Genomic DNA, 13,081 nt, shown 5'->3' on the forward strand with positions numbered 1-13,081 from the left:
GCCCTTACTCCTCAACCTCCGCATCCAGGAGTTCCATATTCAGGCCAAGGCCACGGACTTCTTTGACCAGAACGTTGAACGATTCCGGTACGCCCGCTTCGAAGTTGTCTTCGCCCTTGACGATGCTTTCATAGACCTTGGTCCGGCCTGCGACGTCATCCGACTTCACGGTGAGCATCTCCTGCAGGGTGTAGGCGGCGCCGTAAGCTTCCAGAGCCCAGACCTCCATCTCCCCGAAACGCTGACCACCGAACTGCGCCTTACCACCCAGCGGCTGCTGCGTGACGAGCGAGTACGGACCGGTCGAACGCGCGTGGATCTTGTCGTCGACCAGGTGGTGCAGTTTCAGCAGATACTTGATGCCGACGGTGACCGGGCGGGCAAACTGCTCACCGGTGCGGCCGTCGAACAGGATCGACTGACCGGATTTGTCAAAGCCCGCGCGGACCAGCGCGTCATTGACGTCATCCTCTTTGGCACCGTCGAAGACCGGAGTCGCGATCGGTACACCACGGGCAACATTGTTGGCCGCATCGATCAGGTCGGCTTCGGACATATCCGCAATGCCTTCGTCATAGACGTCCTGACCATATGCGTGATGCATCGCATCGCGCACCGGAGTCAGATCGCCGGAACGACGGTATTCCTGCAGCGCCTCGTCCACCTTGATGCCGAGACCGCGTGCGGCCCAACCCATGTGGGTTTCAAGGATCTGACCGACGTTCATACGCGACGGAACACCCAGCGGGTTCAGACAGAAATCGACCGGGGTACCATCCGCGAGGAACGGCATGTCCTCCATCGGAACCACTTTCGAAATCACACCTTTGTTGCCGTGACGGCCGGCCATCTTGTCGCCCGGCTGCAGCTTGCGCTTCACGGCGATGAAGACCTTGACCATCTTCATCACACCCGGCGGCAGGTCGTCGCCGCGGCGGACTTTTTCGACCTTGTCTTCGAAACGGGCATCCAGAGCGCGCTTTTGCACTTCGTACTGCTCGTTCAGGGCCTCGACGATCTGGGCGTCTTTCTCGTCCTCAAGGGCGAGCATCCACCACTGACCGCGGCTGAGGGAGGCCAACAGATCCTCGGTGATTTCCGAGCCTGCCTTGATGCCTTTCGGGCCTTTGACAGCGGTTTTGCCGACCAGCATGTCCTTTAGACGGGCATAGATGTTGCGATCCAAGATCGCCATCTCGTCGTCGCGGTCACGGGCCAGACGTTCGACTTCCTCACGCTCGATCTGCAGCGCACGTTCGTCTTTTTCGACACCGTGACGGTTGAAGACGCGGACTTCGACCACGGTACCGTAGTCACCCGGCTTCACACGCAGCGAGGTATCGCGGACGTCCGAGGCTTTCTCACCGAAGATGGCGCGCAGAAGCTTTTCTTCCGGCGTCATCGGGCTTTCGCCCTTCGGCGTGATCTTACCGACCAGAATGTCGCCCGGCTCAACATCCGCACCGATGTAAACGATGCCAGCCTCGTCGAGGTTGCGCAGCGCTTCTTCACCGACGTTCGGGATGTCGCGGGTGATTTCTTCCGGACCCAGCTTGGTGTCACGGGCGGCGACTTCGAATTCCTCGATGTGGATCGAGGTGAAGACGTCGTCACGCGCAATACGCTCGGAGATCAGGATGGAGTCTTCGTAGTTGTAGCCGTTCCAGGGCATGAAGGCGACGACGACGTTCTTACCGAGGGCCAGTTCGCCCATATCGGTCGACGGACCATCGGCGATAACTTCGCCCTTGCGCACTTCCTGACCCACTTTCACCAGCGGACGCTGGTTGATGCAGGTGTTCTGGTTGGAACGCTGGAACTTGCGCATGCGGTAGATGTCAACGCCCGCATCGCCCAGCTCCAGATCGGAGGTGGCACGGATCACGATACGCTGGGCATCGATCTGGTCGATGATACCGCCACGTTTCGCCATGATCGCAGCGCCCGAGTCGCGGGCCACGATTTCCTCGATACCGGTACCGACCAGCGGCGCTTCCGCGCGCAGCAGCGGAACCGCCTGACGTTGCATGTTCGAGCCCATCAGAGCGCGGTTGGCGTCGTCGTTTTCAAGGAACGGGATCAGCGAGGCCGCAACCGAGACCAGCTGTTTCGGGCTGACGTCGATCAGGTCAACGTTTTCGCGCGGCGCCAGCGTGTAGTCGCCGGACTGACGGGTCGAAACCAGATCGTTCTGGAATTTGCCTTCATCATCCAGGGTCGCGTTTGCCTGCGCCACGGTGTGACGCATTTCCTCGGTCGCGGACATGTAGTGCACTTCGTCGGTGACCTTGGCGTCCTTGACGACACGGTAAGGTGTTTCGATGAAGCCATACTTGTTCACGCGGGCAAAGGTCGCCAGCGAGTTGATCAGACCGATGTTCGGGCCTTCCGGCGTTTCGATCGGGCACATCCGGCCATAGTGGGTCGGGTGAACGTCGCGCACCTCAAAGCCAGCACGTTCGCGGGTCAGACCGCCCGGGCCAAGCGCCGAGAGGCGGCGTTTGTGGGTGACTTCCGACAGCGGGTTGGTCTGGTCCATGAACTGCGACAGCTGCGAGGAGCCGAAGAATTCGCGGACAGCCGCAGCCGCCGGTTTCGCGTTGATCAGATCCTGCGGCATCACCGTGTCGATCTCGACCGAGGACATACGTTCCTTGATCGCGCGCTCCATGCGCAGCAGGCCGACGCGGTACTGGTTTTCCATCAGTTCGCCAACGGAACGGACACGACGGTTACCCAGGTGGTCGATGTCGTCGATGTCGCCCTTACCGTCGCGCAGCTCCACCAGAGCCTTGATGCAGGAGACGATGTCTTCCTTGCGCAGGGTCCGCTGGGTGTCTTCGGCGTCCAGTGCCAGGCGCATGTTCATCTTCACACGGCCAACCGCGGAGAGATCGTAACGCTCGGAGTCAAAGAACAGGGTGTCGAACAGAGCCGAAGCGGCTTCGACGGTGGGCGGCTCGCCCGGACGCATCACGCGATAGATATCCATGAGCGCGGTGTCGCGGCCCATGTTCTTGTCCATCGCCATGGTGTTGCGCATGTAGGGGCCGACGTTGACGTTATCGATGTCCAGAACCGGAATCTCGGTGACGCCCGCGTCCAGCAGTTCCTTGACGGTACCGCCGATGATCTCGCCGTCCTTGTCGTATTCCAGCGTCAGCTCGTCACCGGCTTCGACATAGATGGCGCCGTTTTCTTCGTTGATCAGATCCTTGGCAACAAATTTGCCGACGATCTGCTCGAAGGGCACCAGAAGTTCGGTGATCGAACCCTCGTCGATCATCTTCTTCACGGCGCGCGGTGTGACTTTCTTGCCCGCTTCGCAGATGATTTCGCCGGTTGCAGCGTCGACCAGGTCATAGGTCGGACGGGTGCCACGGACGCGCTCGGGGAAGAACGGTGTGACCCAGCCGCGGCTTTTGTCCAGCTTGAAGGTGACGGTGTCGTAATAGGCATCCATGATGCCTTCCTGGTCCAGCCCCAGAGCGTACAGCAGGGTGGTCACAGGCAGCTTGCGGCGACGGTCGATCCGGGCAAAGACGATGTCTTTGGCGTCGAATTCGAAATCGAGCCAGGAGCCGCGATACGGGATGATGCGGCAGGCGAACAGCAATTTACCCGACGAGTGCGTCTTGCCCTTGTCGTGGTCAAAGAACACACCCGGCGAACGGTGCATCTGGCTGACGATCACACGCTCGGTGCCGTTGACGACAAAGGTACCGTTCGGGGTCATCAGGGGCATATCGCCCATGAAGACGTCTTGCTCTTTGATGTCCTTGACCGAGCGGGCGCCGGTGTCTTCGTCGACATCGAACACGATCAGACGCAGGGTGACCTTCAGCGGCGCCGAGTAGGTCATGTCGCGTTGCATGCACTCTTCGACGTCATATTTCGGTTTTTCCAGCGCGTATTTCACGAACTCGAGAACGGAGTTTTCATTGAAATCCTTGATCGGGAAGACAGATTGAAAAACACCGTTGATACCTTCGCCGTCCAGCGGTGCTTCGGCGTCACCCGAGCGAAGGAAAAGATCGTAGGAAGATTTTTGAACCTCAATGAGGTTCGGCATATCCAGCACTTCGCGGATCTTGCCATAATATTTGCGAAGACGTTTCTGGCCAAGGAACGTTTGAGCCATGTCAGATGTCACCTTTCGAATTTCTCACCGGACAAGGATGCCGCCGGGCTTCGGCATCTTGCCCATACGAGATAGAGCGTTCGGATCAATTCATGGCCGCCGTCCCGAATGGCTGCCTCCCGATCCTGTGAACCGCGCCTAAGAAAGAGACCCAATCAAAAGGTCCCTTTCTGAGACAGGTTCGGCTGGACCCGGGTTTCCCCGGATCCAGCCAAATTCTAAGGGAGCGCAGAGCAAGATTTCGCAGGGAAACCGCTGCCCTTATGTCCCGCCAAAGGTGGCTTAGGCCACTTCGACTTCGGCGCCAGCTGCTTCCAGCTTGCCTTTGATGTCTTCGGCTTCGGCTTTGTCGATGCCTTCTTTGATCTTGCCGCCGGCTTCAACCAGTTCCTTGGCTTCTTTCAGGCCCAGGCCGGTGATCGCGCGAACTTCTTTGATCACGTTGATTTTCGAAGCGCCGGCGTTCTTCAGAACGACGTCGAATTCGGTTTTCTCTTCTTCAGCTGCGCCACCGGCGTCGCCACCAGCTGCAACCATCACAGCGCCGCCAGCTGCGGGCTCGATGCCATACTCGTCTTTGAGGATGGTTTTCAGTTCTTGTGCTTCAAGCAGGGTCAGACCAACGATCTCTTCTGCCAGTTTCTTCAGATCAGCCATTTTATCAGCTCTTTCCGTTTGTAAGTATGTGTTTCCAGCGTATGAACATTTGCTCCACGCCAGTCATTCAGTGCCAACCGCTTACGCAGCTTCCGCCTTCTCTTCGATGGTCGAAAGGATGCTTGCGATGTTGCTTGCAGGTGCGCCAACTGCGCCAGCGATGTTGGAAGCGGGTGCGCCAAGCATGCCTGCGATGGTAGCAATAAGCTCCTCGCGGGACGGCATTTTCGACACGGCTTCGACACCGGCACGGTCCAGAGCGTTCTCACCCATTGCGCCGCCGAGGATCTCAAACTTCTTGTTATCCTTGGCGAAGTCCTCGGCCACCTTGGCTGCTGCCACGGGGTCCTCGGAATAGGTCAGTACGGTCATCCCTGTCAGCAGGTCAGACATGCTTTCACACGGCTTACCCTCGAGGGCGATTTTGGCGAGCCTGTTTTTGGCAACACGCACGGCACCACCCGCGTCACGAGCACGTGCGCGAAGGTCCTGCATCTCGGCAACTGTCAGACCGGTGTAGTGGGCTACGACCACCACGCCAGAGCTTTCGAAGATCTGGCCGAGTTCCTCGACCAATTTCTCTTTCTGGGCTCTATCCACAGTTCTCTCCAGGTTTTGGGGGGCTTGCGCTCCCCGGCTCTTTGATGTGCCGAACCAGATGGCCCGGCGTTCAAGTCCGCAATACGGGGTTAGCCAAAGTCGCCCGAGGGTATAGAAACCCTCGATCTATTGGTCTTTCCCGTCTCAGGAGGGAAATTAAGGCCCGATCGAGAGGCCACCCACCATCTTGGACGAAATGAAATAAAGCGCACGACGAATCGCACGCTTTACCTCATGGCCGTAGTTAAAGCGTTGAGACGTGATTTCCAAGCGGAAATTTGACCCACAGAGCAGTTCGCACTCAGGCCGCCGATCGCCCTGGCAGGGTCAGCACGGAGAGATCCAGCATTCGCGCCAGCGGCGCGGCCGTATCCACCTCTGCTTCTAAACATACACCATGGGCCCGCATGCGCGCCAGCACTTCGGGACGGACCCGGTGCAACCGGTTGTAAAGGGCCAAAAGCGCAGCCTCTCGCGCCGCCTCGGCGTGCCCCGCTGCCTCAATTTCCCGGATGCAATCTCCGACGTATTTGGTGAAGCCGCTGGACGCCAGACGCCAGGCCATCTTGCGGCGCCACCCCTCATACTCCGGGGCCAGGTAATGCAGCAGGTAAAGCCCGCTAGCGGCCCCCAATACAACTTCAGGCAAGCGCTGACCCTCGGCGTCATGCGCCCAATGCTGGCGCAGATAGATACCCTGCAGCCCAGCCCGGATAAAGGATTTCCCCTGCGGGTGGCCGACAAGCCCCATCCGGCGCGGCCCAAACAGCGGCACATCCTCGCCATAGACATCACGCCGGACCGCCCGTGGCATCGGGGTGCGGAACACGGTTTTCTCAGACCGCTCAAGCGCCGGAACCACTTCGGCGGTTTCAATCCGTAGCGCCTGTGTCTCTGACCCCTGCCCGGCCAGCGCTGCGCGGATATCACCAACCCCGCCGTTCGCAAATAGAAACTCATCCGCATCGACGGACAGCACCCACCCAGAGGCGATCTGGCGATAGGCCCAGGTCAGCGCCCGGATCTGTCGCTTGGGAAACCGGGCGCGCGCGGCAATGCCGATGCTGCGCCAGAACCCGGTTGTGCAGGGAATGCAGGTGATGGCTGGATGTGGGGAAAGTACAGGGATGGCCGGATCATCGGGATTGTCGAACAGGAGGATCAGACTGCGCGCGCCAAGGTCAAGATACCAGCTGGCAAAACGCAAAGTCTCCTCCAGCGGCTCATTGACCACTGCGATCAGATGCCAGGCATTGCTCCCCTCTGCCATCCGCTGCTCCCCTAAGAAACGGCCCACCAAACAAAAAAAGGGCGGTGCCAGCGGCACCGCCCTTCGACATTTATCATGCCAGCTTATTCGCTGACAGCTTTTTCCACGTCGACGGTGACGCCCGGGCCCATGGTCGAAGACAGCGCGATCTTCTTCATGTAAGCGCCCTTGGCACCCGACGGCTTTGCCTTGGCAACAGCCGAAACAAAGGCGCGGACGTTTTCGGCCAGCTTGGCTTCGTCGAAGGAGGCTTTGCCGACGCCTGCGTGCACAACGCCGCCTTTTTCCGCCTTGAACTGAACTTCACCGCCTTTGGCTGCTTCCACGGCCGCTTTCACGTCCATGGTCACGGTGCCAACCTTGGGGTTCGGCATCAGGTTGCGCGGGCCGAGGATCTTACCCAGACGGCCGACGACAGGCATCATGTCCGGGGTTGCGATGCAGCGATCAAATTCGATGGTGCCGCCCTGGATGGTTTCCATCAGGTCTTCGGCGCCAACGATGTCCGCACCGGCTTCCTTGGCTTCGTCCGCCTTGGCGCCACGTGCAAAAACAGCAACGCGCATGGATTTGCCGGTGCCGTTGGGCAGACCGATCACACCACGAACCATCTGGTCGGCGTGACGGGTGTCGACACCCAGGTTCACGGCGATCTCGATGGTTTCGTCGAATTTCGAAGTGGCGTTGGCCTTCACCAGGGCAACAGCTTCTTCGATGGTCAGGTTCTCTTTGCCAGCGAAGGCTTCGCGCGCTGCGCGGGTACGTTTACCGAGCTTTGCCATCTTACTTCACCTCGATGCCCATGGAGCGGGCGGAGCCCAGGATGATCTGCATCGCCGCTTCAATATCGTTGGCGCTCAGATCTTTCATTTTCGCTTCGGCGATTTCCTTCACCTGAGCAGCGGTCACCGTACCAACGGTTTCACGGCTCGGGGTCTTGGCACCGGATTTCACCTTGGCAGCCTTCTTCAGGTAGTAAGACGCGGGCGGCGTCTTGATGTCCATGGTGAAGGACTTGTCCTGATAGTAGGTGATCACGGTCGGGCACGGCGCGCCGGGCTCCATGTCTGCGGTCTTGGCGTTGAACGCCTTGCAGAATTCCATGATGTTGATGCCGCGCTGACCCAGAGCCGGACCAACCGGCGGGGAGGGGTTCGCTTGACCTGCAGGAACCTGCAGTTTCATTGTACCAGCAAGCTTCTTGGCCATCTGGTTTCTCCTTTTCCAACACCCTCGGGACGCGTCCTTCGGGCCTTACTGTTGTGTGGTCTGGTCCGGGTGCCGCGGCCCCCTCGCCTCCCACGATGTACGCGCACCGCACAAACGGCGCGCCAAAATCACATCAGGCCTGTTTGGTGACCTGTGTGAAATCCAGTTCGACCGGGGTTTCCCGGCCAAAGATCGATACGGTGACCTTGAGCTTCTGATGCTCGTCGTCGACCCCTTCGACAGTGCCGTCGAAATCCTCGAACGGGCCGTCGTTGACCTTGACCCGCTCACCGATCTCAAAGGAGATCAGGGTACGCGGTGCTTCTTCGCCTTCCTGAACGCGGTTCAGGATACCGTTCACCTCGGCGTCGCGCATGGGCATCGGACGACCCTGCGGACCAAGGAAACCGGTCACGCGGTTGATCGAGTTGATCAGGTGATAGCCCTGATCGGACATTTCCATGTGCACCAGCACATAGCCCGGCATGAAACGGCGCTCGGTCGAGACTTTCTTGCCTCGACGAACCTCGATCACCTCTTCTGTGGGGACCAGAACTTCGTCGATTTCGTCCTCAAGACCATTTTCGGCAACCGAGGCGCGGATCTGCTCTGCGATTTTCTTTTCGAAGTTCGAAAGAACGCTGACCGAATACCACCGTTTCGCCATGAGCCTGATCGTCCTTGTTTTGCCGGGCGCGCTGCGCCGCCTTCACTTAAATTCGCTATCAGCCTCGGGACTGACCCTTTGGCTGTGCCCTAACAAAAATCGGCGCGCAACACGATTCGCCGCACGCCCATGCCAGAGTTACCGGCTCACCTACCGTCCAAAGGGATCAAGATCAAGAGGTAGGGAGGTATTTCCATGCAAGGAAACCCCTGCTCCGGAATCACCCTGCGGCTGTCAGCCGAACATGCCCAGGATGCCGGTCAGACCGGTGCGGATCAGCAGGTCGACCAGAGCAAAGAACACAGCCGTCAAAGCCGCCATGACAAAGACCATCACGGTGGTCAGCAGCACTTCGCGGCGGGTCGGCCATACGACTTTGCCAACTTCAGCGCGAACTTGCTGGATGAACTGAACGGGATTTGTGGTGGCCATGTGGCTTGGTCTCTCTGCTAGCAGGTTCGCCGGGATTTAGCCGTTGCGAGCGCTGAATTCAAGCCCGGAAGCACGCAACGCCTTCAGTCAACGCCGCAAGCAGGAATCAAAACGGACCAAATCGGCTGCGTCTCTTTTACCTGCTGCGGTCGCGAACAAGATCAATCCGATATTAATGCTCTTCCTTCATGGTCGGGACCAACGCCCCGTAAGCCACCAGAAGGTGCAGAGGCTGACCATAGCGTGCAATTGAGACAGGATGCCATGACCATCGCAACTTCTATGAACGAGGCTCAGCGCCTTGAACGCGACGCAAAGCTGGATGACGCAGCGCTCGTCTACACCGATATTCTGAACCGGTTTCCCAAAAATGCGCGGGCACGCAAGGCTCTGGAAGCCCTGCAGCAGCGGATGCAGCATGAACAGGAACTCCCGACCGACGCAAAAGAAAAACTGTCGGCCAGTTTCGCAGCAGGTCACTACCCACAAACGGCCTCTGTCTGTGCGACCCTCCTAAATACTTACCGCAAGTCTCACTTTCTTTGGGATACACTGGGTCAATGCCACCTCCACTCCGGCAATCTGGATGAAGCCGCTACCTGCCTCAACAAGGCGTGCGAGCTGAATCCGCGTGCGCCGGGCACCTATTCGGCAATGGGCGACGTCTGCGCCAGAATGGGCCGTACGAGTGATGCGATTGCCCTCTATAAAAAAGCCCTGTCGCTCGATTCCGATCACATTGTCGCCTTGAACAATCTGGCCAATCTGCTGGCAGGCCAGGGGCAGCAAGGCGAAGCCGCGCAACTGCTTGAGCGAGCTTCCTCATTGGCCCCAAATAATCCGAGCCTGATCTACAACCACGCCAACACTCTGCGCCGCCTCGGGGATCTGGCCAAGGCCAAGACCCTGTTCGAAAAAGCCGCCACGCTGAACCCCGATTTGACCGAAGCACGCTTCAATCTGGGTCAAATGGAATTGGCTGCCGGCAATCAGCATGAGGCCATCCGCAATTTCGAGGCCGTGTTGCAAACAAACCCCGGGAACGACCGTGCCCGCGTCCAGAAACTGCATATGATGGCACAACTGAACGACTGGAACTGGGTCACTGAATACAACGAACATCGGCGTCATCTAGGATTGCAGGGAACCTCTTGCACACCCTTCATTATGATGACCCTTGAGGACAACCCGGATTTGTTGCGCCTGCGCACCCAGGCCTATGCTAACGAGCGGTTTGGTAGTCGGCCTGCAGCGACACCGGCGCGAGTTGCACAACGCCCCCAAAAGCTGCGTATTGGCTATTTCTCCTCCGATTTTCACAGTCACGCGACCATGCACCTCATGGGCGGCTTGTTCTCACGTCATGACAGCACCCAGTTCCATATCAGCGTCTATTCCTATGGCGCCGCCCCTGCCGACAGTGAACAGGAGCGCGTGGCCCGTAATGTTGCGCAATTCCGCAATGTCGCGGGCCTACCGGACAGCCAACTCCTGGATATTGTCCAGTCAGATGGACTGGATATTGCAGTTGACCTGAAAGGCTTCACCGGAGACACCCGAACCGAGCTGTTCGGCAACCGCCTCGCACCGCTTCATGTGTCCTATCTTGGCTATCCCGGCACCATGGGGACCACCGCATTTGACTACTTCATTGGTGATGCAATTACCTGCCCCCCCGGCAGCGAGCGTTTCTTCGAAGAGCATCTGATCCGGATGCCGAACAGCTATCAGGTGAACGATCAGGATCGCGAGATTTCCGGCAAACAGTACACCCGGCGTGAGTGCGGACTTCCTGACACTGGCACCGTCTTCTGCTGTTTCAACAACAGCTACAAAATCACACCCCGGGAATTCGAGATCTGGATGCGGCTGCTAAATCAGTCAGAGGGCAGCGTCCTGTGGCTGCTGGACAGTGGGGAAACCTCGAAGCAAAACCTGCGCCGCGAAGCACAGGCACGCGGGGTCGATCCGGACCGGTTGATCTTTGCCCCCCGCATGCCGCACGCCGAACACTTGGCCCGACATCGCGCCGCAGACCTGTTCCTCGACACATTTGCCGTCAACGCCCACACCACCGCGAGCGATGCGCTATGGGCTGGGTTGCCGGTGCTGACTATGCCCGGACGCCAATTCGCCGCCCGCGTCGGAGCCAGCTTGGTCAATGCAGTCGGATTGCCGGAGCTCATCGCCAAGGACGAAGCCGACTACGAAGAAAAAGCTCTGACCCTGGCCAATGATACGGAAGCCCTGGTCGCGCTGCGCGGCAAGCTGATGAGCAAACGTCGGAAATCGCCTCTCTTTGACACGGACAGCTTTGCCCGTGATCTGGAGCAAGGTTTCAACATGATCTTTGACCGTCACTTGCAGGGACTGCCCCCGGCACATGTCGACATCCCAAGCCACCGGCAACACAAAACCTTGTCGAGCGAAGCGCGGGCCAGTGCAGCGGCCTGATAAGACACCCGGAACCTGCTAGAGTTTCAATAGGCCGCAGAGGTTATCCACTGCGGCCTTTGTAGTGCTGCCGATCCACGCTGCGCTTCGGCCCAGCACCTGCGATGTTGCGCGCAGCCGCAACGAATTCTCATGTGTCCGCATGTCCATGCTTTCAGCACTGCAAGTTGCGGTCTTACTGCTGAGTAGAAGGGCACTATGCATACGCACATGGCGAGCTGTCCGGGCAGGCATTGCTACGGGCACACACCATCTGCCACCCACCCCGCTGAGGCAGACCATGCCTCAGCCATCCACACTCCCAACGACTTAGGAACCGGCCTCAGGAGACACCGCGCTTGATCCACGCTTCCCGTTCTCCTGTCATGCCGTTGTACTACCGTCCTACGACCACGGCGCGACGGTCGAAACGATCAAAATGGGATGAGGCCTGACAATCCCTCCCATGGAAAATCCCATCACTCCCCCAACAATCCGGAGCGCCCGCCGAACGCCTGACCACTTCTTAAGAACGCGCCAAACCGCCCTGCTGGCCTCCCTTGACCTGATGGGCGCGCTTTCTTGCTTTTCCCTGTGTGGGGTAGCCCTGACGGGTGACATGCCGGAATGACCGACCCGGAAATGGTCGGCTTGTTGTGGCAGACGCCAGTGGGTAATGCACTGATCTACCAGATCTCTGGCGGCATCGCCCCCTGTTAGCAGGTGCCCTCATACCCCGCATTGCGCCCTGGGTTTAACTGGGCGGCGGCACGATGACATTGTGGTCCCCGGCCCAAATTGGCCATGCGCCAGAGATTGGGTAGATCTGGTTGCGTCCGCTGTTGGTCCTGCAACTGACCCGCGCCGCATTCTAGGTCGGCATTCTTGCGTCGCTGTGGCACCCGACGCGGTCTCCGGATCTTTCGAAACCTCAGCACAGCTTAGCCACCGGTTCGGGCAGACTGCAAGGCTCGTTGTCCCCGGCCTGATCCTGGCAGGCCACATCATGGCCTGGCTCCTGCTGGGAGGTCTGGCCGCCCTTTTCTCCACCTCCTATGGCTTGGCGCTGGTTTGCAAGCAGGACCTGGCCGCAGGTCGTTCGGCCCCCCGCAGCAGCAAACAAATTGCATTTCATTCCGGCCATGCAGCGCGGCGATCGCAACGCGGTGCACCATCTGACCCGCTCAAGCATCGTAGAGGCTTTTGTGATCCTCCTCATTCTGATTGCATCAGCCTATCTGACCAATAGCCTCAGCCCGCCGGGATAAGGTCATGCAGGGAAGCAACTGATTCTGTCTCCCCGTGACCTCAGCCCCGTACAGGATCTCTTTTGTGCTGAAACCTATCGAAAGCCCCCGATGTTTCGCCTCGCGATGTAGGGGCTCTCAAAAACGTAATCCAAAATCTGTATGTAGGAATCGGCCTTCAAAAAAACATTACACGAAATTGTGAATTCACGTTATTAAGCCTGCCCTATTTGCCCCCGCTTGGTTCGGAAAAGATTTAGAAACGGCCAGTAGGTGTACTCAAAGACCTCAATAAAAGTGGAAAGTTACCTGCTCGCCGCGAAACACCTTTTTGCTTTACACGAACAGAAGGCTTTGCCGAATAGATCAGGCAGGCGATCGAATACGGTGAGCCCAAAATCAATCGCGCTCTGATCTACTGGGAA

The 13,081-nt window shown here is 58.7% G+C and carries 10 protein-coding genes; 2 read left to right on the top strand and 8 right to left on the bottom strand.

Annotated features, from left to right (window positions below):
* Window positions 1-4: 4 nt before the first annotated feature.
* The 8 genes from rpoB to secE all read right to left on the bottom strand — a co-directional run bounded on the left by rpoB (window position 5) and on the right by secE (window position 8,976).
* Window positions 5-4,141, bottom strand: a complete 4,137-nt coding sequence (gene rpoB, locus AC5SSZ_RS14280; RefSeq protein WP_065271486.1) for a DNA-directed RNA polymerase subunit beta — start codon at window positions 4,139-4,141, stop codon at window positions 5-7.
* Window positions 4,142-4,423: 282 nt separating this feature from the next.
* On the bottom strand, window positions 4,424-4,798 hold the full coding sequence (rplL, locus tag AC5SSZ_RS14285; RefSeq protein WP_065271487.1) for a 50S ribosomal protein L7/L12: 375 nt from the start codon (window positions 4,796-4,798) through the stop codon (window positions 4,424-4,426).
* A gap of 81 nt (window positions 4,799-4,879) precedes the next feature.
* Complete coding sequence (gene rplJ / locus AC5SSZ_RS14290) at window positions 4,880-5,398, bottom strand: 50S ribosomal protein L10 (protein ID WP_065271488.1); 519 nt, start codon at window positions 5,396-5,398, stop codon at window positions 4,880-4,882.
* Between the two features lie 301 nt (window positions 5,399-5,699).
* Window positions 5,700-6,668: a glycosyltransferase family 2 protein gene (locus tag AC5SSZ_RS14295; RefSeq protein WP_495438451.1), complete on the bottom strand. Its 969-nt coding sequence runs from the start codon at window positions 6,666-6,668 to the stop codon at window positions 5,700-5,702.
* Window positions 6,669-6,751: 83 nt separating this feature from the next.
* Window positions 6,752-7,450 carry a 50S ribosomal protein L1 gene (gene rplA, locus AC5SSZ_RS14300; RefSeq protein ID WP_065271490.1) on the bottom strand — a complete coding sequence of 233 codons (699 nt, stop codon included), beginning with the start codon at window positions 7,448-7,450 and terminating at the stop codon, window positions 6,752-6,754.
* A 1-nt stretch (window position 7,451) separates the two neighbouring features.
* Window positions 7,452-7,877 (bottom strand): 50S ribosomal protein L11, encoded by a 426-nt coding sequence (rplK, locus tag AC5SSZ_RS14305; protein ID WP_065271491.1) that lies wholly within the window; start codon window positions 7,875-7,877, stop codon window positions 7,452-7,454.
* Between the two features lie 133 nt (window positions 7,878-8,010).
* Window positions 8,011-8,544, bottom strand: coding sequence for a transcription termination/antitermination protein NusG (gene nusG, locus AC5SSZ_RS14310; RefSeq protein WP_065271492.1), 534 nt, complete (start codon window positions 8,542-8,544; stop codon window positions 8,011-8,013).
* Window positions 8,545-8,778: 234 nt separating this feature from the next.
* Complete coding sequence (gene secE / locus AC5SSZ_RS14315) at window positions 8,779-8,976, bottom strand: preprotein translocase subunit SecE (protein WP_065271493.1); 198 nt, start codon at window positions 8,974-8,976, stop codon at window positions 8,779-8,781.
* A 264-nt stretch (window positions 8,977-9,240) separates the two neighbouring features.
* On the opposite strand from secE, the gene AC5SSZ_RS14320 reads away from it, so the two are divergent.
* Window positions 9,241-11,430: an O-linked N-acetylglucosamine transferase, SPINDLY family protein gene (locus AC5SSZ_RS14320; RefSeq protein ID WP_495438455.1), complete on the top strand. Its 2,190-nt coding sequence runs from the start codon at window positions 9,241-9,243 to the stop codon at window positions 11,428-11,430.
* Window positions 11,431-12,533: 1,103 nt separating this feature from the next.
* Window positions 12,534-12,677 (top strand): hypothetical protein, encoded by a 144-nt coding sequence (locus AC5SSZ_RS14325; protein WP_274869234.1) that lies wholly within the window; start codon window positions 12,534-12,536, stop codon window positions 12,675-12,677.
* Window positions 12,678-13,081 lie beyond the last annotated feature (404 nt).

It is taken from the genome of Phaeobacter sp. CC-HEC084 (assembly GCF_059429255.1).